The following is a 22,922-nucleotide window of genomic DNA, read 5'->3' as shown; positions in this document are numbered from 1 at the left end:
ATTCAGCTATATTTTTGATAAAAATGCAATTGTGTCAATATTGTCAGCATAATCTAACAAGCCAGGTTTTTGAGTCTGTCCAAAAGGACTGCTGTTTTCTGTTAGGTTGTTACTTACAACACACTGAAGCTGATCTTGTTCCGCTTCAAGTTTTTGTTTAAGTGTATCTAAATTGTCATAGTACTCATAAAAAACGCTCGAAATAGGCGATGCATATCCGGAATCTTCTTTTATAGTCAAAAATTCGTTGTCTAACAGTTTGAAATTACTCATCAGAAAAACGGCTTTATTATAATCATAATTGTTAGCATATTTATCGTAATGGATAACATCCCTGTATTCATACATGGCTTCAAAAAAGTCTTTGAAGTCATAGCCTGTCGGCACAAAAAGTTTTGATACGTTTCGGCACCCCAAACCAAAATAACGGAAAATATCCTCACCGAGCCCGATAAGATCCTCACGTGATTCGTTACCTGTAAGTATGGCGGCAGAATTTCGGTTTTTACGGATAATTGATGGTTTGTCTTTAAAGTAATATTCAAAATAACGTGCTGTATTATTACTTCCTGTGGCAATAACAGCATCAAAGCCTTCAAGTTTTCCTTCGGTAAAGTTTATAAAATCTTTAAATTCAGGTTCTACGGTAATAAGGTACTTAGCTAAGAAAGGAAGTAGATGCTGATCGTTGCTTGATGTTTTGATCAGCGCTTTGTGTCCTGTTATAAGTACAGATAAGAAATCGTGGAAACCTACCAACGGAATATTTCCGGCAAGCACGAGTCCAACAGTTTTTGGTTTTATATTATCCAAATCATAATTGGAAAGCCATTTTTCAAGGTTTTCAGGAGTCAGTGCCTCTGCCCATGACTCCAGTGAAAAGAATACCTGTTCCTCAGTATACCAGCCATTATGAGATCTCGACGCCTGTATAAGGTTAAGCATATTTTCATAATAAGTATCATTATAAAGTACACCCTCTTTTTGCTGGCTATTGTCTAAATGGAACTGGCTTAAAAACTTTCCAAGCTCAATAAAAGCGTTTTTTCTTTTCGTTAACGTCATTATGTTTGCGTATGAATGGATTTGCACGTAATTTTGTCGCAAATTTAAGCTTTTAAATACTAAGATACGCTATGGCAATCATTATAACAGACGAATGTATTAACTGTGGGGCATGCGAGCCTGAATGTCCAAATACGGCAATTTATGAAGGAGCTGATGACTGGAGGTATAAAGACGGTACAAGCCTTCGAGGAAGAATAGTACTTCCTTCAGGAGAGGAAGTAGATGCTGATGAACCACGCACACCGGTTTCTGATGATATTTACTATATTGTTCCTGATAAATGTACTGAGTGTAAAGGTTTTCATGATGAACCGCAATGTGCTGCCGTTTGTCCGGTAGACTGTTGTGTTCCTGACGATAATCACGTAGAGAGTGAAGAAACACTTCTTAACCGACAGGCTTTCCTTCACGGAGACGAGTAATAAAAAAATCCTGAGTTTTAGCTCAGGATTTTTTATTTTAGCAATATGGCGAAACAATTCTTTATTCTGATTCTCATACTTACTTTAGCTAACTTTTGTTTTAAGGGTATTTACTATGCAACTTTTAATACCGTACAAGGTATTGTGACAGGATATTATGGATCCAGTGAAGTGAAACATTTAGAAGTTCAGGAGGGAAAAGATTTACAGAGGAAATTACTAAACCAATTATTGAATATCAGATTGAGGGAGTGAGTTATAGCGAGTCTCTTAAAAAATGGGGAGGTTTATGTCTTCCTGATTTAAATGAAAAGGTTACACTTCTTTATAAAGGAGATAAACATAATCCCGAATTGAACCGTTTTTTTTAATATTGGCTCACCCTAAGAGATGTGGGTCTGATCTTTTTGGGAAGTGCCCTTTTAAATATCATTTACCAACTTATAAAACTCTATAAAAAATCCTGAGCTAAAACTCAGGATTTTTTTATTTCATAGCAAATTTTAAAACGATTATGGAGTTTTGGTATAAACCTGTTTCGTCATGGTGTCAGTTTTGTCATCATAGCTTTCGACTACAAAATTTCCATTAGCATCAAAATAACCTATTGATGTTCTGTCCTGGGTTTTGTAGATGTAACTATTGTTTGATGTTCTTCTTATGATAGCATAGTTGGTATTGTTGGGTGAAGATATTCTATATCCCGCATTATCGGTAAGGAATTGATATCTTGTATTATCCATAGTGTAATAACTCGTGCTACTTACCTGTCTTGGCACACCGTTGGTTGATACAGTAGTAGTTGCAGTTACCTGGGTAGGTGTGGGTTTAATATCTTTATTCAGTTTTTTAGATTCAGCATCTTTAAGTTCAATGTTTTGTTCTGTGGTTACCTTTTCGGTTTTAGTAACTGTTCTGGGTGTAGAACCGTTATTTACAGTTGTGGTAGTTATCTTCGTTTCGTCTGTGACATTCTTATTCACCTGCGCATTAAGCCCAAAGCCTAATGATAGGAAAACTATTAAAGCTATATTTTTCATGACATTCTTGTTTTTAGGATTATTATACTTACAAAGTTATCCTGTTTATGTTAAACAAGTTTTTAGAAAAACATAAAGTATTGGTAAAGTTAGAGATATTAGATTTTAGATAATAGATGAGGGACTTTGTAACTCTGAAACTTTGCAACTCAAAACCAAAAGCCTATATTTGCACCCTCAAAAAAAGCCAATTCATGAAAGCAGGTATAGTAGGATTGCCAAACGTAGGTAAATCAACACTTTTCAATTGTTTGTCTAACGCTAAAGCACAGAGCGCTAACTTTCCGTTTTGTACTATCGAGCCTAATATCGGTGTGGTAAACGTACCGGATCCAAGACTTGAAAAACTGGAACAGCTTGTTAGCCCTGAGCGTGTACAGCCTGCAACTGTAGATATTGTTGATATCGCGGGTCTTGTAAAAGGAGCAAGTAAAGGTGAGGGGCTTGGTAACCAGTTCCTTGGTAACATCAGGGAGTGTAATGCGATCATCCACGTACTGCGTTGCTTTGATAATGATAACATAGTTCACGTTGACGGAAGCGTAAACCCTATCCGTGATAAAGAAACTATTGATATAGAGCTTCAGCTAAAAGATCTTGAGACCGTTGAAAAACGCCTTGAGAAAGCTAAGAAAACTGCAAAAACAGGAAACAAAGAAGCTCAGGTAGAAGCAGGACTTCTTGAAAGAATAAAAGATGCTTTATTACAGGCAAAATCGGCGAGGACTGTAGTGCCTCAGAATAATGATGAAGAGATTCTTATGGAATCTTTCCAGTTGATCACTACAAAACCGGTACTTTACGTTTGTAACGTAGACGAAAGTGCTGCTGCAACAGGTAACAAATATGTTGACCAGGTTCGCGAACTTGTAAAAGACGAGAATGCAGAGGTTATGTTCCTTGCTGTAGGTACTGAAGCTGATATCACTGAACTTGAAACATACGAAGAGCGTCAGATGTTCCTTGAAGATCTTGGTCTTAAAGAACCGGGAGCTTCTGCACTTATCAGAGGTGCTTATAAGCTACTTAACTTACAGACATACTTCACAGCAGGTGTAAAAGAAGTTCGTGCGTGGACTATCAACATCGGGGATACTGCGCCACAGGCTGCAGGTGTTATCCACACTGATTTTGAGAAAGGTTTCATCCGCGCAGAGGTTATCGCTTATGATGACTATGTGACTTTTGGTACTGAGGCTAAAGTAAAAGAAGCAGGTAAACTTCGTGTAGAAGGAAAAGAATATATCGTTAAAGATGGTGATGTAATGCACTTCAGGTTTAACGTGTAATTAGTATTGAAATTTTAGTACTGAGTATCGAGATAATAAAACGCCCTGCATTTGCAGGGCGTTTTATTTAATTACAATTTTGATTATAGGAATCACGTCCTTTTACCTGGCCTAGCTCGTTTAACAATTTCCAGTCTTCACACGCTTTAGTTTTATCACCATAATGAAAATTTATTGCAGCCCTACTGTATAGAGCATCAATATTATATTTGTCATAATTATACGATTGTGTAAAATATTCAATAGCTTTTTCAAGATCAGAATTTTGAATTGCAGTAAGTGCTTTATTATAAAATTCCTTTGAAAGCTGTATGTTTTCCAGTGAATTAGATTTTCTTGGTTCATTGATAAATGAAACAGTAATACCAGTTAACTTTGGTCCTCCTGATTGTTTCTGATCTATTCCAGAGATATAAAAAGGTATTTCTATAGTTTTGAATTGTTCAAAATCTGTAAAATCCCAGTTTTTATAACTGTCTTCTAGTTCTTTAGTAATACTTTTTAATAATTTATCGCTATTATTATCTGTTGAATCAATAATAGTATTTATCTTTTTATTTACTAAGTCAACTACTAATTGTCCCTTAATATTAAAATTAATTACAGGAACGTTTTTAAATGAAAATTGTTCTTTTAAAGTGGGGGTGAAAAAAGAATTCGCTATGTATGAGTCTTGCACCATTTCTGTTGTTTTTATTTTTTGAGCAATACTTTTCTGATTAATCAAATAAAATCGTTTAAGCTTATCATCGGTTCCTTCAAAATTTTCAGAAAGAATCAATGTGTCTTTGGTTATCTTTTCTACTGAATAGCCACTTATTGGTGAAGTTTGAATAGAACTTCCTCGTGTTGTAAAATCAATTTTAAAAGTAGATTTTTGGTTATTAGTTGGGTCAGACTCATGAGTTAAAGTATTATTTTTGAAAATAAATTTTATATAAGATTTTTCGCCCATTAACCTACTATAAGGTTTACTTCCATCTTTCATTTCTAATTTATAGCTAACCCATTCACCTTGGAGTTTGTTAGATAAATTTTGTGCATAAAACAATTGAATGTTCATTAGCAAACTTGCAATAATAAAAATATTTTTCATGGTTGAATTTTGTGGGCAAAAGTATTGTTTTTAATAATTACCCAATGCTTTTAGTTTCTGCTTTCTTAAATATTATTTCTACTTTTACCCTTCAACCAAAAATCACTCTATGAAACTACTAGCCTTTGGAGGAAGCAGCAGCAGACATTCTATCAATAAGCAGCTTGCAACCTATGCCGCATCCCTTTTTAATGCCGATGAAACCGAAATACTGGATCTTAACGATTACGAACTGCCTTTGTTTAGTGTAGATAAGGAAAAATTGATCGGTGCGCCGCCTATCGCAAAACAGTTTTATGAAAAGATAGAATGGGCAGATGTACTCGTAATTTCTGTTGCTGAGCATAATGGTGGGATGACGGCTGCTTTTAAGAACATCTACGACTGGGCTTCTCGTCAAAAGAAACTGGTGTTCAATAATACGCCATTGTTATTACTTTCTACTTCGCCAGGTAAGCGCGGTGGTGCAAGTTCGCTTGAGGCTGCACAAATCAGCATGAAATGGTATGGCGGTAATATTAAGGCGACCTTCTCATTGCCATCTTTCTTTGAAAATTTTGATACAGAATCCGGTAAAATATCCAATAAAGAATACGACGACGCGTTAAATGAAATTATACGCAATTTCGACTATGAACAAAAAGCTTAAGCAGGTTTTCCGTTTTACAGGCAGGTTTGTACTTGCCATCGTATTGTTTATTGTTGTTTATGTACTTTTTGCGTTTCTGTTGGCACACATTCCGGTAAATTCCAATCCTGAAAAAAGTGACGAAGTAACTATCTATATCAATTCCAATGGTGTACATACGGATATACTGGTTCCGGTAAAGAATGAGGTCAAAGACTGGGCTACCGAAATCAAATACGATCAGACCAAATCAAATGACAGCATAATGAATTTTGTAGCTTTTGGATGGGGTGATAAAGGCTTTTATCTTGATACCCCTGAGTGGAGCGACCTAAAAGCCAGTACGGCGGCTAAAGCTGCTTTTTATTTAGGAACATCAGCTATGCATACCCGATTTTATAATGCCGTTACAGAGGATGAGGAATGCGTAAAAGTTACTATCAGTAAGAAAGATTATGCCGATATGGTAAAGTACATAGAGGATAGCTTTCAGTTGGATGAAAACAATCATGTACAATGGATAGCCAATCGAAGCTATGGTAAATATGATGCTTTTTATGAAGGCAAGGGTAAGTACAGTCTGTTTTATACCTGTAACACCTGGGCTAACAACTGCCTAAAAGCCGGACATCAAAAAGCTGCATTATGGACGGTTTATGACAAGGGGATTTTTTATCATTATAAGTAGCAAAGTAGCAAAGTAGCAAAGTAGCAAAGTTTATTGCTAAAAGACTTTGAAACTTTGTCTCATTGAAACTCTGTAACTCAATTTGGCACTCTTTTTGTCTTGATTAAGGCATGAAAAACATATCTAAACGATTCAATATAATGCTTTTGCTTTTTCTTGCTCTTACTGCGAATGCCCAGGATTATGCAAAAGTAGATAACATTGTCAAAGCTTATTCAAAATCCTTTTCTTCGCCGGATAAATTAGCAGAACAGATCAATAAAGATTTTACGCGCGATGATGAGAAGGCCCGCGCTGTTTTTACATGGATCGCTACCAATATAAAATATGATTATGCTGCCTATGGCGTAAATGAGCGTCCTGTTGGTTTTACATACAAAACGCAGGCAGAAAAAGAAGCGAAGCAGAAAGCCATGAAGCAGGAGTTGGCTCAAAAGACACTCAAATCTAAAAAAGGAGTGTGTCAGGGGTACTCTACTTTGTATCTTGTTGTGGCAGAAAAGACCGGACTTGAATGTGAGATCATTCCCGGGACATCTAAATCCCATCCTTCGAATATTGGTAAGGCACCCGGTGCCAGTGACCATGCGTGGAATGCCGTGAAGATTGGCGATGAGTGGAAGCTGCTCGATGCTACCTGGGGTGCCGGTACGGTAACAGGAGAGAAACCTGAGTTTAAATTCAAGTTTAATGATAAGTATTTCTTTAGTGATCCGGATACTTTTTTTCTCAACCATTTCCCTGATGATAAGCGTTGGTTGCTAACAGATAAAACCGAAAAAGATTTTGCAAATCTGCCGTTGTATTATGGTGATTATCTGATGAAAGGTTATGAGTTTATGGCTCCCGAGGCGGGTGTTTTTAAAGCAGTACCTTCCGGATTTATTGAGTTTAAAGTGAATAATCTGAAACCTGATGATATGGTGCATTATGCATACAGCAGGGATAGGGTTATCAAAGAAATTAAGCCTGAATTCAAGGGTGAAACAGCCATATTTAAAGTGCCTTTGAACAATGGTTCTGTAGGTACACTTACAATTTATATCAATCAAAAATCAATAGCTTCTTACAGGATAAATAAAGCTTAGGATTAAAATATTTGATTAGTGCTTAAAATTGGCCGGATTGTATTGGAATCTTAATAAGTTTCTGCAATCCGGCTTTTATTTTTTACGTAGAAATGCTACATTAGCAGAAAATCCATAAAATTTTATGCTGGAGCAGAATCAGTACACTGAAGATAATATCCGTTCACTCGACTGGAAAGAACATATCCGTATGCGTCCGGGTATGTACATCGGTAAGCTGGGCGATGGCTCTTCTCCCGATGATGGTATCTATATCCTTATAAAAGAGGTTATTGATAACTCCATTGATGAGTTCGTCATGGGTACCGGAAAGACCATTGAAGTTACCCTGAAAGACAAAACCGTTAGCGTTCGTGACTTTGGCCGTGGTATTCCATTGGGTAAAGTGGTAGACGTAGTGTCTAAAATGAACACGGGTGGTAAGTATGACTCCAAGGCATTTAAGAAATCGGTTGGTCTGAACGGTGTCGGTACCAAGGCAGTAAATGCGCTGTCGAATTATTTTCGTGTTGAATCGGTACGTGATGGCATCATTAAAGCTGCCGAATTTTCTGCAGGTGAACTTACAAACGAAGAAGCAGAAACCGAAACCAGCAAGCGTAAAGGAACTAAAGTAACCTTTATTGCGGATGATACAATTTTCAAGAACTACAAATACCGTAATGAGTACATCATCAAGATGCTCAAGAATTATTGCTACCTGAATACAGGTCTGACGATAATTTATAACGGTGAAAAATATTTTAGCGAGGATGGTCTTAAAGACCTTCTTGCAGAAACTATAAGTGAAGAAGACAGGATCTATGATATCATCCATCTTAAAGATGATGATATTGAGATTGCTATGACCCACAGCAAGACGCAGTATAGTGAAGAGTATTATTCTTTCGTAAATGGTCAGAATACTACACAGGGTGGTACGCACTTAGGTGCTTTCCGTGAAGCTATAGTGAGAACGATCAAAGAATTTTACAATAAGCCTTTCGAAGCATCAGATATTCGAAAATCTATCGTTAGTGCAATAAGCGTTAAGGTTGAGGAGCCTGTATTCGAATCACAGACCAAAACCAAACTGGGCTCTACCGATATGGGACCTGATGCACCAAGTGTACGTACATTTGTAAATGACTTTATCAAAAACAAACTGGATAATTTCCTGCACCGTAATCCCGAAACTGCGGATGCGTTGCTTAAAAAGATACTACAGGCAGAACGTGAGCGTAAGGAACTTTCGGGTATCCGTAAGCTGGCAAGGGACAGGGCTAAGAAAGCGTCACTTCACAATAAGAAACTACGTGACTGTCGTGTACATCTTACCGATGCAAAGAATCCGCGAAGCCTTGAGAGTACGCTGTTCATTACTGAGGGGGACTCAGCTTCGGGTTCTATTACCAAATCGAGGGATGTGAATACCCAGGCGGTTTTCAGTTTGAGGGGTAAGCCTTTGAACTCGTATGGTATGACAAAGAAGATTGTGTACGAGAACGAAGAATTCAACCTGCTTCAGGCAGCATTGGATATCGAGGAAGAAATGGAAAACCTGCGTTACAACAATATTGTAATCGCTACCGATGCCGATGTCGATGGTATGCACATCCGACTGCTATTGATTACGTTCTTCCTGCAATTCTTCCCTGAACTGATAAAGGAAAACCACCTGTACATATTACAAACGCCATTATTCAGGGTTCGTAATAAAAAAGAAACCATTTACTGCTACTCAGAAGATGAGCGAAAAGCTGCAATAGAAAAGCTAAAAGGCAAACCTGAGATAACACGATTCAAGGGATTAGGTGAGATTTCACCAGATGAGTTCAAGCACTTTATAGGACAGGACATACGTCTTGATCCTGTTTTGATGGACAAGGCAACCTCTATAGAAACCTTATTGGAGTTCTATATGGGTAAAAATACCCCGGACAGGCAGGAATTCATCATCAATAACCTGAAGGTAGAACTTGACGCGGTTGATGAGTAAGACTTCCTGATCAGTCACAATTTGTAGTGGAGACGTAGCATTGTTACGTCTGTTGTGTTTAAAATCAAATTTCAAAATTCGGTAGTTAATACATGGACGAAGAAGAAGATATAAATTTCGAGCCTTCAAACGGAGAAGGAGAAGGTAACGGAGATCATTTTTACGATAAGGAAGAAAATCCTGAATCTGGCGATACGATTACCAAGGTAACCGGTATGTATAAGGATTGGTTCCTTGATTATGCTTCGTACGTAATCCTGGAGCGTGCGGTACCTGCTATTGAGGATGGTTTTAAACCCGTTCAGCGCAGGATCATGCACTCGCTTAAGGAACTTGATGATGGCCGTTACAACAAGGTTGCCAACGTAGTAGGGCATACTATGCAGTATCACCCGCACGGTGATGCGAGTATTGGTGATGCTATGGTACAGATAGGTCAGAAAGACCTTCTTATCGATACGCAGGGTAACTGGGGTAATATTCTTACCGGTGACGGTGCGGCAGCATCCCGTTATATTGAGGCCCGACTTTCTAAGTTTGGGCTTGAGGTGTTGTATAGCCCTAAGATTACTCCGTGGCAGCTATCCTATGATGGTAGGCGAAATGAACCTATCAATCTTCCGGTTAAATTCCCTTTACTATTGGCTCAGGGAGCCGAAGGTATTGCGGTAGGTTTATCTACCAAAGTACTTCCGCATAACTTTAATGAACTGATTGATGCGTCTATCAAGATACTAAAGAATAAACCATTTACGCTTTTCCCTGATTTTCCAACCGCGGGTATTGCCGACGTTTCTAATTATAACGACGGTATGCGTGGGGGACGTGTAAGGGTTCGTGCAAAGATTTCACAATTAGATAAAAGTACATTGGTTATCACGCAGATACCATTTAGTACTAATACTACTACTTTAATTGACAGTATCCTTAAAGCAAATGAAAAAGGAAAGATCAAAGTTCGTAAGATTGAAGATAATACCGCTGCTGATGTTGAGATTTTGATACATCTACCGGCTGGTGTTTCCCCGGATAAAACCATTGATGCGCTGTTTGCATTTACAGGCTGTGAAACATCAGTTGCGCCGCTTGGCTGTGTTATCGAAGACCATAAGCCGCGTTTCATTGGCGTAAGCGACATGCTTAAAATTTCTACCAACAGAACGGTAGATTTGCTGAAACGTGAGCTTGAGATACAGCTTGATGAGCTGGAAGAAAGCTGGCATTTTCAGTCATTAGAACGTATATTCATTGAGAATAGGATCTATCGTCTTATTGAGGAAGAAGAAACCTGGGAAGGTGTTATAAAAGCTATTGACGAGGGATTAAAACCTCATACAAAACATTTACGCCGTGCTGTAACTGAAGAAGATATTGTAAGACTTACGGAAATCCGAATCAAACGTATCTCTAAATTCGATATTGATAAAGCACAAGAGAAGATTGAGGCATTAGAAGGTGAGATCGAACAGGTAAAATACAACCTTGATCATATCATTGACTTTGCTGTTGATTATTTCCAGGGACTTAAAGACCGTTATGGTAAAGGACGTGAGCGCAAAACCGAACTTCGAAGCTTTGACAACATTGAAGCCACTAAAGTAGTTCTGCGTAATACCAAGCTTTACGTGAACCGCGAAGAAGGTTTTGTGGGTACAGGGCTTAAGAAAGATGAATACGTTGCCGAATGTTCTGATATAGATGATGTTATTGTATTCCTGCGTGATGGTAGTATGATGATTACCAAGGTTGATGTGAAGACCTTTGTGGGTAAAGATATCATCCACGTTGCAGTATTCGATAAGAACGATAAGCGTACAATCTATAACATGATTTACCGTGATGGTAAGTCGGGGCCATCGTATATAAAAAGATTCAATGTTTCCGGGGTTACGAGGGATAAGCCTTATGATCTCACTCAGGGTAATAAAGGTTCACAGGTTTTATACTTCTCAGGTAATCCTAATGGGGAAGCAGAAGTGGTAACCATACTATTGCGTCAGGTAGGTAGTGTGAAGAAACTCAAATTTGACCTTGATTTTGCTGATATGGCTATTAAAGGGCGTGCCTCAAGAGGAAACACCGTTACTAAATACCCTATTAAGAAAATTGAACTTAAGGAAAAAGGTATATCTACACTGAAACCGAGAAGGGTATGGTTTGACGATACTGTTCACAGGTTGAATGTTGATGGCAGGGGTGAGCTTTTAGGTGAGTTCAGGCCAAACGACAGATTGCTTATCATCAATCAGTCAGGTAAGCTTAAGACCATTATCCCTGAGCTTACAACGCACTTTGATGAGGATATGATAAAACTGGAGAAATGGAATCCTAAAAAACCGATTTCAGCGATCTATTATGATGGTGAAAAAGAACGTTACTATGTGAAGCGTTTCCTTGTGGAGAACGAGAATAAAGAAGAGACTTTTATTACAGAGCATGATAATTCCCAATTGGAGATTGTTTCTACAGATTACAGGCCTGTTGCTGAAGTTATATTTGCAAAGGTAAAAGGTGTGCAAAAAGACAATATTACGGTTGACTTGGAGAATTTTATTGCTGTAAAAGGTATTAAGGCACTTGGTAACCAATTAACAACTGATAAGGTAAAGCAAATTAATTTGCTTGATCCGTTGCCTTATGAAGAGCCTGAAGAAGAAATACCTGAAGAGATAGAGGTTAGTGGTGATACAGAAGTTGAAGAAACTAATACTACTCTTGAAGATGATGGACAGATTACATTATCATTAGATTAAAAACATACTCCCGCAATAGCGGGAGTTTTTTTATTGCATAAAAAAGGCTTCCATTTGGAAGCCTTTTTTGATTTGGAGATATATTATTTGGAAGCACCAGATTTCTGGTTTTTCATTTCTTTCTCAATCATGTCGTAGAACTGGTCAATTTTAGGAAGTACAAGGATTCTTGTTCTTCTGTTTGTAGCTCTTCCTTCAGCAGTATCATTAGAAGTTAAAGGTACATACTCGCCACGTCCTGATGCTACCAGACGCTTAGGGTCAATACCGAAGTCAGTCTGAAGTAATCTTACGATAGAGGTAGCACGCTTAACAGAAAGATCCCAGTTGTCCTGAAGTACAGGGTTTTTGATAGGCACGTTATCAGTGTGTCCTTCAACCATACATTCGAAGTCCGGTTTATCCTGAACGATTTTTGCAACTTTACCAAGGATTTCTTTAGCTCTGTCGCTTACCTGGTAGCTACCGCTTTTGAAAAGAAGTTTATCAGCAATAGAGATGTATACCACACCTTTCTCAACATTAACTTCAATATCCGGATCGTTTACACCAACTGCTCTCTTAATACTTGTAACAAGTGCAAGAGTAACAGAGTCTTTGCGTGTAAGTGCATCCTGAAGTCTTGTGATTTTAAGATCTTTCTCTTTAAGGCTTTCAAGAGATTTCTCAATGTTTTCAGCTCCTTTAGAAGATAGTGTGGTAAGATTACCTACAGTACTCATAAGGTCTGTATTGTTCTTTTTAAGATCATCCATGTGTTTTGCCATAGCATCTTTTTCAGCAAGGCAGGTGTTAAGCTTAACAGTAGCACTGTTTAGCATGTCCTGGATTTCTTTGTTTTTAGCTTCAAGCTCGGCAATCTTCTTTTTAGAACCGCATGAAGTCAGCGTCATCGCTGCTAACGTAAGTACTAGAATGGTTCTTCTCATAAAAATTCAAGTTTAGATTTCTAACAAAATTAAGTAATAATCAAAAAAATATAACGTACTTGTCTATAAAGTATTGTTAAATTTTTCATCAAATATCTTGCCTTTTCTTATGAAATACAAGTATACAATACTCTTTACTCTGAAATAATTATGGTATTGCTTTGAGCCTCTTTTGTTTATGAACCTGAAAAATTTTAAATAAAAATAAAAATGTGATTTTAAAATAGCCCAAAGATGAGCAAATTCTCCTTTCAAGGCATGTCTGATACCCGAAATTCCATCTTGTGAGAGTCTCAGAAAGAGTACAGGAAAGAGTTTTGAAGTGGGTAAATTCTTTAGCATCATCCATAGAGAATTCCTGTAATTAAGGAATGTTTTTTTTGGGTTTCCAGTGTTTAACGTTGCACCTCCCACATGGTATACAACGCTTTCACTACAATACATTGCCTTTAAATTATTGTTATACGCCCTCCAGCATAAATCTATTTCTTCCTGATGTGCAAAGAAATCTTCATCAAAGCCATTAAGTTTTCGGTAAACTTCTTTGCGGATAAAGAAGCATGCCCCTGAAGCCCAAAAGATTTGTGTAGTATCATTATATTGGCCTTTGTCTTCTTCAATAGTATCAAATATACGTCCCCGGCAGAACGCAAAACCATATTTGTCGATAAAACCTCCGGCAGCTCCGGCATACTCAAAGTTGTTTTTATTTTTATAATCCAGTATTTTTGGTTGAATGATGGCAGTTTCATTATCTTTCTCAAAAAGAGAAAGAATTGGCTGCAGCCAGTTTTGGGTTACTTCAATGTCAGAATTTACAAGAGCGTAAATATCTTCTTCAACCTCTTGTAAAGCCTCATTATATCCTTTTGCATAGCCAAAGTTACCTTTGTTCTGAATGATTTTCACTTCCGGATATGCTGCTCTGATAAACCCGACCGAATCATCTGTTGATGCATTATCGGCTATATGTATAGTTGCTTCAGGTGAATATTTTGTTACAGAAGGTAAAAACTGTTCAAGCAGGTTTTTTCCATTCCAGTTTAAAATTACTACAGCGATACTTTTCATTGATTAGTGGTGTATTCGGGTAAATCCTGAAGGAAAAAATACTTTTCCTGTTCATAGTCCATTTGACAAAAATAATGATTTAGGCCATTAGTGACCATCATGTAAATAGCATTTAACGACATATTATAACGTGCAATCTGATCGAAAGTATTTTGAGAGATAGTAACAGCGGGAGCTTTACACTCAACTAAAAGAAATATAGATCCATCCGGTTTAAAAACAACTATATCATATCGTTTATTTAAACCGTTTATTTTAACTATTTTTTCTACATTTACATGAGATTTTGGATATTTTTTCTCTTCCAGAAGAAAGCGAACTACATGTTGTCTTACCCATTCCTCGGGAGTGAGAATGATGAATTTTTTACGTATCTCATCAAAAATGGCGACCTTATTTTCACTATTTTTGAAACGGAATGTATAGTTGTTGAAGTTTAGCTTTTGCATAGAGCAAATGTAACTTTTTTAGTGCTACTTCCATATCTAATCAAATAAGCATAGTGGACGAAGTTATTAAGATCATAAACGAAATAAAACAGGGCAACATAAAGCCCATTTATTTTTTTATGGGTGAGGAGCCCTATTATATAGATAAACTTACTGAATATATTGAAGATAATGTTCTTTCGGAAGAAGACAAAGGTTTTAACCAAATGGTACTTTACGGAAAGGATGTTACAATTGAAGATGTAGTTTCGAATGCAAAACGCTATCCGATGATGGCCGACAGGCAGGTTGTTATAGTAAAAGAAGCACAAGAGCTTTCAAGAAATATTGAAAAATTAGAGAGCTATGCAGAAAATCCTCAGCCTACAACGGTGCTTGTTTTTGCTTATAAATATAAAACGCTTGATAAACGTAAAAAGGTAACTAAGGTTTTAGAAAAGAAAGGCGTGGTTTTCGAGAGCAAGAAAATGTATGAAAATCAGGTAGGTGAATGGATCAAGCGTGTATTGCAGGGTAAAAATTACACGATAGAACCTAAAGCAGCCGCAATGCTCGTTGAATTTTTAGGTACTGATTTGAGTAAGATAAGTAACGAGCTGGATAAGCTCATGATCATTTTGCCTAAAGGAAGTACAATAACTGCTCACGCAATTGAAGAGAATATAGGGATAAGTAAGGATTATAATGTATTTGAATTCCGTAAAGCGATAGGCGAACGCGATCAGCTGAAAGCTTACAAGATTGCTGATTATTTTTCCAACAATCCCAAGGACAATCCTATTGTAATGACAACAGGATTGGTATTTGGTTTCTTTTCCCAGTTGTTGCAGTATCACGGGCTAAAAGATAAGAATCCATCTAACATAGCAAAGGTTTTAAAGGTGAACCCTTATTTCGTAAAAGATTATGATGTCGCAGCACGTAATTACCCTATGAAAAAGGTCAGTGCTATTGTAGCTGCCCTAAGGGATGTAGATGTAAAAAGCAAGGGGGTTGGAGCAAATGCTATTCCGCAATCGGACCTGCTTAAAGAGATGCTTGTAAAGATTTTTAATTAAGCATTTTAATCACGATATTTGCGGGCTATAAAAATGAAGAAACACGATGGGAATGAATAAGAATACCATTTTAGGATGGGCAACTTTTATAATGATACTCATGGGCCTTTTGCTCATTGGGCTTGGCGCATTCAGGTATAACGATATTGCCGGTTATGGCTTTGCAGCTGTTGGAATAGGCTTTTTTGCTATTGCTTGGGTATTCAGTTCTTTAAAAGGGAGAGTGTAATTATACATTATTAAGAATAAACAACAAACATATGTCAGACGATAAGAAAGTAATATTTTCAATGTCCCGCGTAAATAAAACCTACCCGGGCGCACAAAAACCTGTTTTAAAAGATATTTATCTGAGTTTTTTCTATGGTGCCAAAATTGGTATCCTTGGTCTTAACGGATCGGGTAAATCATCACTACTAAAGATAATTGCAGGGGTTGATAAAAACTATCAGGGTGATGTAGTATTTTCTCCTGGATATACTGTAGGTTATCTTGAGCAGGAGCCACTTCTTGATGAAAATAAAACTGTTATTGAAATCGTTCGTGAGGGTGTTGCTGAGACTGTAGCGCTTCTTGATGAGTTCAACAAGATAAATGATAGTTTTGGCGATCCTGAGGTATATGAAGATGCTGATAAGATGCAGAAACTCATGGATCGTCAGGCAGAACTTCAGGATAAAATTGATGCTGCCGGCGCATGGGAACTGGATACCAAACTAGAGATTGCAATGGATGCTCTTCGTACTCCGGAAGCTGATACTCCAATTAAAGTACTTTCAGGTGGTGAGAAAAGAAGGGTGGCTTTATGTCGTCTTCTTTTACAACAGCCTGATGTATTACTACTGGATGAGCCTACCAACCACCTTGATGCGGAGAGCGTACTGTGGTTAGAGCAGCATTTAGCACAATATTCAGGAACTGTAATTGCCGTTACGCACGACCGTTATTTCCTTGATAACGTTGCGGGATGGATTCTTGAATTAGACAGGGGTGAGGGTATTCCTTGGAAAGGGAACTATTCATCTTGGCTTGATCAAAAATCTAAACGTATGGAGCAGGAAGAAAAAGTTGCTTCTAAACGCAGAAAAACCCTTGAGCGTGAGCTTGATTGGGTAAGACAGGGCGCAAAAGGACGTCAGACCAAACAAAAAGCGCGTCTTCAGAATTACGACAGGTTATTGAATGAAGATCAGAAAGAGCTTGACGAAAAACTGGAAATCTATATCCCGAACGGGCCAAGGCTTGGTACGAACGTAATCGAGGCCAAAGGTGTTGCTAAAGGATTTGGAGATAAACTTTTATATGATAACCTGAACTTTACTTTACCTCAGGCAGGTATCGTAGGTATTATTGGGCCGAACGGTGCCGGTAAAACTACCATCTTCAAAATGATCATGGGTCAGGAAACTCCTGATGCAGGTGAGTTTAGTGTAGGTGAAACAGTTAAGATTGCTTATGTAGACCAATCACATGCGAATATCGATCCTAACAAAACTATTTGGGAAAACTTCTGTGATGGACAGGAGCTTATCATGATGGGTGGAAGACAGGTTAATTCACGCGCTTACCTAAGCAGATTCAATTTCAGTGGTAGCGACCAGAATAAAAAGGTGGCTACATTATCAGGAGGGGAGCGTAACAGGCTTCACCTTGCGATTACACTAAAAGAAGAAGGAAACGTACTGTTACTGGATGAGCCTACGAATGACCTTGATATCAACACGCTTCGAGCTCTTGAAGAAGGTCTTGATAACTTTGCAGGTTGTGCTGTAGTAATTTCTCACGACAGATGGTTCCTTGACAGGATTTGTACTCACATCCTTGCTTTTGAAGGAAACTCTGAGGTATATTTCTTTGAAGGTAGTTTCTCTGAATATGAAGAGAACAGAAAGAAACGTCTGGGTACTGATATCACACCAAAACGTATCAAATACAGAAAGCTTATCAGATAATGATAATCTGATAAATATAAATCCCGCTTTAGGCGGGATTTTTTATTTGAAGCATAAAAAAATCCCCCGCCTAAGCGAGGGACCAGTCTAACCTTTGAAAGTTATTATTTAATGATAAATGTAACTCTTCTCACTACCTGACGGGCTTGTTTATTATCTTTATTTACTGATGAATCTTCACCATTTGCAATAATATTCAGTCTTGAACCGTCTATACCTGAATCAACAAGTATCTTCTTAACGTTTTCAGCTCTTCTTTGTGATAGTTGTTTGTTGTAATCACTGTTACCAATTTCGTCAGCATATCCTATAACATCAGCTTTAGCAGATGGATTCTCTTTCAGGTATTTGATCAGGAAGTTAATACCGGCAGTTGATTGTGCATTAGGCATATCTTTATTGAAATCGAAATATGCGTTAACATAACCTCCGTTGATAAGCCCCTGTAAATCTGTACCTGTAGTTGTTGTGTTAGTTTTTGTTTTGTTCTCAATGTAAGATTCTAACTCATCAGGTACGCCATTGTTATTAAGGTCAACAGCTCTACCTTTAGTATCAACAGCTACACCTGTTGTTGAATTTGGCTCTACATCAAGATAATCAGGAACACCATCTTTATCAGAATCGTTCATCATAGTTTCTACAGAACCAATTCTTTCTTCAAGTGCTGCTAGTTCATCTGTCTTAACATCTGTTGCCCAGTCAGCATGTTTTTCATGACCACCCAGATAAAAAGTAAGACCAAGTGTACCGTTCAGAATAAGTCCATCAACAGTTGTGCTAGTTTGAGACATTCCATCGAAATTCCAGTTTTGGAATCCATTTGCAATTCCTGTTACATCACCTGTTAGAACAACGTGGTCGGATAGTTTAAGTTGAGCTGTAAAACCTCCGATAAGATTAGCTCCCCAGTCTTCTCCGTCAAAACCATTATCGGCTTTTAACTGATAAACACCTCCACCCGCGTGCATTAATAAACCGATGCAACTCGTCCAATCTTCAAAATTTAATACTCTTCCCAGATTTACAACCCCCTGGATATCTCCTCTTAGGTAAGTACTTTCAAATTCAGGAGTTTCATCGTTGTTTTCAAATTTGTTATAACCAAAATCCAGTTTTAAACCGAATTTATTGTTAAACATGTACCTTGTTCCAAGATCTACAGTAAAGAAATTTACACGGTCTGTTCTAAATCCCGGTGTAAACGTCCTGAAGGGTTTATTTGCACCGCCGCTTACCTCAATAGACCATTTATTAAAGTCTTGGCCATCTGCAGTCATTTCCTGTGAATCCTGTGCTTTTAAACTTGCCGATGTAAGGCAAACTAATAATAAAGGGAATGCAATTTTCTTCATAATATTGGTTATTGTTTTGATGATTTTTTTTGTAAAAGTAGTAATTTAGAAAAATGAAAAAATCACGGTTTCTTAATGTAAAATGCTGTTAATCATGCAAAAAATCATAAAAACAATAAACCCTTTTAACAATAATTTCCTAGCGAACTACCAGTATTTAAATGAGGTAGAGATTTCGGAAGCAGTAAACGTTAGTCAGATAACCTTTACAGGCTGGAAAAATACAAATGTTAAAGAGCGGGTAGATTTTATCAAAACTTTAGGATTTGTTTTAACAAAACAACAACATTTGTTGGCTAAAACCTGTGTTTTGGAGATGGGAAAACCTTTAAAACAGGCTCTTGCCGAAGTACAAAAATGTGGAGTATTGTGCGACTTTTATGCCGAAAATGCAGAAGATTTTTTAGCTCCTGAAACCATAAAATCTGATGCTGCCGAAAGCTATGTTACTTATGAACCTCTCGGTGTTATATTGGGCGTAATGCCGTGGAATTTTCCTTACTGGCAGGTGTTCAGATTTGCTGTTCCTGCAATTCTTGCAGGTAATACCGTTTTGGTTAAGCATGCATCAAATGTTGCCGGTTGCGCTCAATTATTGGAAGACATTTTTTTGGAGGCTGGATTTCCGAAAGGAGTATATCAAAACTTACTGATAGCGAGTGGTCAGGTAGAAGAGGTTATCAATAATCCAATCATAAAAGCTGTATCCCTTACTGGAAGCGAAAAAGCAGGCGCTGCTGTGGCTTCTACAGCAGCTAAACAAATTAAGAAAGCTGTCTTAGAATTGGGAGGCAGTAATGCTTTTATCGTCTGTGAAGATGCTAATGTAGAAGATGCTGTATCGGTTGCTGTTACTGCCCGAATGCAGAATACAGGTCAAAGCTGTATAGCAGCTAAGAGATTCTTGGTACACGATTCTGTATTTGATATTTTTGTTGAAAAGTTTAGAAGTAAAGTAGAAGCATTACAGTCAGGAGATCCAATGTTGGAAACAACTGATATTGGTCCATTAGCTCGTGTAGATCTTGCGGAAGATGTTGAAAAACAGGTAAACAAATCAGTTGAAATGGGAGCTAAGGTTGTGACAGGCGGTACTAGAGAAGGAGCTTTTTACAGCCCTACTGTTCTTATAAATGTTACAACTGACATGCCGGTATTTAAAGAAGAAGTTTTTGGTCCTGCTGTTCCTGTAGTACCTTTTTCATCTTTTGAAGAAGCAGTAAATTTAAGTAATCAATCTGAATTTGGGCTTGGGGTAACAATTTTTTCCAAAGATGTTGAAAACATTAAACGCAAAGCTCATTTGTTTGAAGAAGGTGCAGTATTTATCAATGCAATGGTTAAATCAGATCCGGCATTGCCTTTTGGTGGAGTAAAGCGTTCAGGGTATGGACGAGAGTTAGCTGAAAACGGAATCAAAGAATTTGTGAATGTAAAAACAATATACATTAAATAGATAAAAATAAAACGCCCAACATATTGTTGGGCGTTTTATTGTATTCAAATTGTACCTATTAGTATAATTTAGGGAATTCATTAGGTTTTGCTTCGTGCATAATCGCATATACTTTCTCGAATATGTCTTCTGAAGAAGGCTTAGAGAAATAATCACCGTCTGTTCCGTATGAAGGGCGGTGCGCTTTAGCGGTAAGTGTTTCAGGTTTGCTGTCAAGGTATTTGTAAGCATTTTGTTCTTCAACGATTTGTTGAAGTATATAAGCAGATGCACCTCCGGGAACATCTTCATCAATAACAAGAAGCCTGTTTGTTTTAGCTACGCTTTTAACTATATCATGATTAATGTCGAAAGGAAGTAATGACTGAATATCTATAATTTCAGCATCAATACCAACTTCAAGCAATTCCTTTGCAGCCTGCTCAACGATACGTAATGTTGAACCATAAGAAACAAGCGTAATATCTTTACCTTCTTTTAGTGTTTCAACAACCCCAAGAGGTGTTTTGAATTCACCTAAGTTAGATGGCATCTTTTCTTTTAAGCGATAACCGTTAAGGCATTCAACTACAAGAGCAGGTTCATCAGTAGTTAATAAAGTATTATAGAAACCGGCAGCTTTAGTCATGTTTCTTGGTACAAGTACATGGATACCGCGGATAGCATTGATGATCATCCCCATAGGTGAACCTGAATGCCATATCCCTTCCAGTCTGTGACCACGTGTTCTGATGATAAGTGGCGCTTTTTGTCTTCCTGCTGTTCTGTACTGAAGCGTAGCAAGGTCATCACTCATAATCTGAATTGCGTAAAGCAAGTAATCCAGATATTGTATTTCAGCAATAGGACGAAGGCCTCTCATTGCCATACCGATTCCCTGTCCAAGGATAGTAGCTTCACGGATACCTGCATCACAAACACGGAAATCACCATATTTTTCCTGCATACCTTCAAGTCCTTGGTTTACGTCTCCAATATTTCCACAGTCTTCACCAAATACAAGTGCTTCAGGGTATTTGCTGAATATCGCGTCAAAGTTATTACGCATAACCATACGACCGTCAGCATCTTCAGCATCATCGTTGTATTGAGGTAGTACTTCTTTAATATTTAGAGCATTCTTATCTGATTGGGAGAATAAGTGAGAGCTGTACCTTGGTTGTGTCTTTTCTGTGTAATCCGTAATCCACTGTCCAAGGGTGTCTTTTCCAGCTTCTTTTACGATAAGGCGAAGAATTTTTCTTGCAGTAACCAACAGGTCTTTTCTTATCGGTTCTTTGATTGCTGATAACTCAGCCACATATTTATCAATAAAGACTTTATTTGGACTTTGAGCGGCAATGCTGTTAAGTACAGCTACAAGTTCTTTTTGTTCTTCTTTTATCGGATTAACATAAGCTGCCCATGCTGCTTTTTTACCTTCAAGGACTTCTTTTTTGATTTGTTCATCAAGAGAATCAAGTTCTTCTGTGGTAGCCATATTGTTTTCAAGCATCCACTTTTTCATTTGAGCGACACAGTCATATTCTGCTTCCCATGCAAGGCGGTCAGCATTTTTGTAACGTTCATGTGAACCTGATGTTGAGTGCCCCTGAGGTTGTGTTAGTTGGTAAACGTGAATAAGTACCGGTACATGTTCTGTACGTGCTATTTCGGCTGCTTTTTCATAAGCTGCTATAAGCTCAGGATAATCCCATCCTTTTACCTTTATAATCTCATAACCTTTACCATTCTCATCTCTCTGGAAACCTTTAAGGATTTCAGATATGTTTTCTTTGGTTGTCTGGTAGCGTGCATGAACAGAAATTCCATATTCATCATCCCATATACTCATTACCATAGGAACTTGTAGAACACCTGCAGCATTGATAGTTTCGAAAAATAAACCTTCAGAAGTACTTGCATTACCTATAGTACCCCATGCAATTTCATTTCCATTGATTGAAAAATTGGTTTTATTTTCTATACCTGTAACGTTACGGTATATTTTAGATGCCTGTGCTAAACCAAGAAGTCTTGGCATTTGTCCTGCAGTAGGAGAGATGTCAGAACTTGAGTTTTTCTGTAACGTAAGGTTTTTCCAGTTACCGTTCTCATCAAGACTATGCGTAGCAAAGTGCCCGCCCATCTGCCTTCCGGCAGACATTGGATCGTGATTTAGGTCACTGTGTCCGTAAAGTCCGGCAAAAAATTGCTGTATATTAAGTTGGCCAATAGCCATCATAAAGGTCTGGTCTCTATAATAGCCGGAACGGAAGTCTCCGTTCTTAAAAGCTTTAGCCATTGCGAGCTGTGGTACTTCTTTTCCATCACCAAATATTCCAAATTTGGCCTTTCCTGTTAGTACTTCACGGCGTCCTAAAAGGCTACATTCCCTGCTGGTTACAGCAATCTTATAGTCGTTTAGTACTTCAGTTTTGAAGTCTTCAAATGAAATCGATTTTTTTGTTTCTGTATCTGTCATAAAACCGGTTTAGTGGAAGTACAAATTTAGTTAAAAGAATGATATAGTAGCATAACATCAAAAAAAAATGATTTCAGTTTTGATAATAAAAGTTTCGATGTGTATGTTTTGAATGTTTTTATCTCATCAAAAACACAT

The 22,922-nt window shown here is 37.7% G+C and carries 19 protein-coding genes; 11 read left to right on the top strand and 8 right to left on the bottom strand.

Annotation, left to right across the window (positions count from 1 at the left end; translation table 11 throughout):
• Positions 1-6: 6 nt before the first annotated feature.
• Entirely contained in the window at positions 7-1,065 is a 1,059-nt protein-coding gene (locus DEU42_RS03080; RefSeq protein WP_114756805.1) for an acyl-CoA reductase, read from the bottom strand.
• A 71-nt stretch (positions 1,066-1,136) separates the two neighbouring features.
• Here DEU42_RS03080 and DEU42_RS03075 point away from each other — a divergent pair, with 71 nt between their 5' ends.
• Positions 1,137-1,490, top strand: coding sequence for a 4Fe-4S dicluster domain-containing protein (locus tag DEU42_RS03075; protein ID WP_114756804.1), 354 nt, complete (start codon positions 1,137-1,139; stop codon positions 1,488-1,490).
• A 512-nt stretch (positions 1,491-2,002) separates the two neighbouring features.
• Here DEU42_RS03075 and DEU42_RS03065 read toward each other — a convergent pair.
• On the bottom strand, positions 2,003-2,530 hold the full coding sequence (locus tag DEU42_RS03065; protein WP_114756802.1) for a hypothetical protein: 528 nt from the start codon (positions 2,528-2,530) through the stop codon (positions 2,003-2,005).
• A gap of 194 nt (positions 2,531-2,724) precedes the next feature.
• Here DEU42_RS03065 and ychF point away from each other — a divergent pair, with 194 nt between their 5' ends.
• Positions 2,725-3,819, top strand: a complete 1,095-nt coding sequence (ychF, locus tag DEU42_RS03060; protein WP_114756801.1) for a redox-regulated ATPase YchF — start codon at positions 2,725-2,727, stop codon at positions 3,817-3,819.
• Positions 3,820-3,886: 67 nt separating this feature from the next.
• Here the strand turns inward: ychF and DEU42_RS03055 are convergent, their stop codons facing one another.
• A complete protein-coding gene (locus tag DEU42_RS03055) occupies positions 3,887-4,915 on the bottom strand; it encodes a tetratricopeptide repeat protein (RefSeq protein WP_114756800.1) in 1,029 nt (342 codons plus the stop codon).
• A gap of 109 nt (positions 4,916-5,024) precedes the next feature.
• On the opposite strand from DEU42_RS03055, the gene DEU42_RS03050 reads away from it, so the two are divergent.
• From DEU42_RS03050 to DEU42_RS03030, 5 genes are all read left to right on the top strand, one after another.
• Complete coding sequence (locus DEU42_RS03050) at positions 5,025-5,564, top strand: NADPH-dependent FMN reductase (RefSeq protein ID WP_114756799.1); 540 nt, start codon at positions 5,025-5,027, stop codon at positions 5,562-5,564.
• Positions 5,548-6,231 (top strand): TIGR02117 family protein, encoded by a 684-nt coding sequence (locus DEU42_RS03045; RefSeq protein WP_114756798.1) that lies wholly within the window; start codon positions 5,548-5,550, stop codon positions 6,229-6,231. Before DEU42_RS03050 ends, DEU42_RS03045 begins: the two co-directional genes overlap by 17 nt.
• Positions 6,232-6,341: 110 nt before the next feature.
• Entirely contained in the window at positions 6,342-7,319 is a 978-nt protein-coding gene (locus tag DEU42_RS03040; protein ID WP_114756797.1) for a transglutaminase domain-containing protein, read from the top strand.
• 124 nt (positions 7,320-7,443) lie between these two features.
• Entirely contained in the window at positions 7,444-9,297 is a 1,854-nt protein-coding gene (locus DEU42_RS03035; protein ID WP_114756796.1) for a DNA topoisomerase IV subunit B, read from the top strand.
• Positions 9,298-9,389: 92 nt separating this feature from the next.
• Complete coding sequence (locus DEU42_RS03030; protein WP_114756795.1) at positions 9,390-12,050, top strand: DNA gyrase/topoisomerase IV subunit A; 2,661 nt, start codon at positions 9,390-9,392, stop codon at positions 12,048-12,050.
• An 83-nt stretch (positions 12,051-12,133) separates the two neighbouring features.
• Here DEU42_RS03030 and DEU42_RS03025 read toward each other — a convergent pair whose 3' ends face one another.
• The 3 genes from DEU42_RS03025 to DEU42_RS03015 all read right to left on the bottom strand — a co-directional run bounded on the left by DEU42_RS03025 (position 12,134) and on the right by DEU42_RS03015 (position 14,499).
• Entirely contained in the window at positions 12,134-12,979 is an 846-nt protein-coding gene (locus DEU42_RS03025) for a flagellar motor protein MotB (protein ID WP_114756794.1), read from the bottom strand.
• 63 nt (positions 12,980-13,042) lie between these two features.
• Positions 13,043-14,050 (bottom strand): glycosyltransferase family 2 protein, encoded by a 1,008-nt coding sequence (locus DEU42_RS03020; protein ID WP_114756793.1) that lies wholly within the window; start codon positions 14,048-14,050, stop codon positions 13,043-13,045.
• Complete coding sequence (locus tag DEU42_RS03015; RefSeq protein ID WP_114756792.1) at positions 14,047-14,499, bottom strand: type I restriction enzyme HsdR N-terminal domain-containing protein; 453 nt, start codon at positions 14,497-14,499, stop codon at positions 14,047-14,049. The genes DEU42_RS03020 and DEU42_RS03015 overlap by 4 nt, the downstream gene beginning before the upstream one ends.
• 53 nt (positions 14,500-14,552) lie before the next feature.
• On the opposite strand from DEU42_RS03015, the gene holA reads away from it, so the two are divergent.
• Genes holA through ettA form a run of 3 tightly spaced genes read left to right on the top strand, consistent with a single transcriptional unit; the run spans position 14,553 to position 17,509 of the window.
• Positions 14,553-15,557, top strand: coding sequence for a DNA polymerase III subunit delta (gene holA, locus DEU42_RS03010; RefSeq protein ID WP_114756791.1), 1,005 nt, complete (start codon positions 14,553-14,555; stop codon positions 15,555-15,557).
• A gap of 52 nt (positions 15,558-15,609) precedes the next feature.
• A complete protein-coding gene (locus DEU42_RS03005; RefSeq protein ID WP_169519004.1) occupies positions 15,610-15,786 on the top strand; it encodes a CAL67264 family membrane protein in 177 nt (58 codons plus the stop codon).
• A gap of 31 nt (positions 15,787-15,817) precedes the next feature.
• Entirely contained in the window at positions 15,818-17,509 is a 1,692-nt protein-coding gene (ettA, locus tag DEU42_RS03000) for an energy-dependent translational throttle protein EttA (RefSeq protein ID WP_114756789.1), read from the top strand.
• A 104-nt stretch (positions 17,510-17,613) separates the two neighbouring features.
• On the opposite strand, the gene DEU42_RS02995 is transcribed toward ettA, so the two are convergent.
• Positions 17,614-18,864, bottom strand: a complete 1,251-nt coding sequence (locus tag DEU42_RS02995; protein WP_114756788.1) for an OmpA family protein — start codon at positions 18,862-18,864, stop codon at positions 17,614-17,616.
• A 94-nt stretch (positions 18,865-18,958) separates the two neighbouring features.
• On the opposite strand from DEU42_RS02995, the gene DEU42_RS02990 reads away from it, so the two are divergent.
• The gene (locus DEU42_RS02990; protein WP_199509041.1) at positions 18,959-20,320 is read left to right on the top strand and encodes an NAD-dependent succinate-semialdehyde dehydrogenase; all 1,362 of its coding nucleotides are present in this window, start codon (positions 18,959-18,961) and stop codon (positions 20,318-20,320) included.
• Positions 20,321-20,378: 58 nt separating this feature from the next.
• On the opposite strand, the gene DEU42_RS02985 is transcribed toward DEU42_RS02990, so the two are convergent.
• Positions 20,379-22,784, bottom strand: a complete 2,406-nt coding sequence (locus DEU42_RS02985; RefSeq protein ID WP_114756787.1) for a thiamine pyrophosphate-dependent enzyme — start codon at positions 22,782-22,784, stop codon at positions 20,379-20,381.
• Positions 22,785-22,922: the final 138 nt, after the last annotated feature.

Origin of the sequence: Flavobacterium sp. AG291, assembly GCF_003350375.1 — a bacterium.
Lineage (GTDB): Bacteria > Bacteroidota > Bacteroidia > Flavobacteriales > Flavobacteriaceae > Flavobacterium > Flavobacterium suzhouense.
Note: the sequence above shows the minus strand (reverse complement) of the source record. Positions and strands in the feature narration are given on the sequence as shown.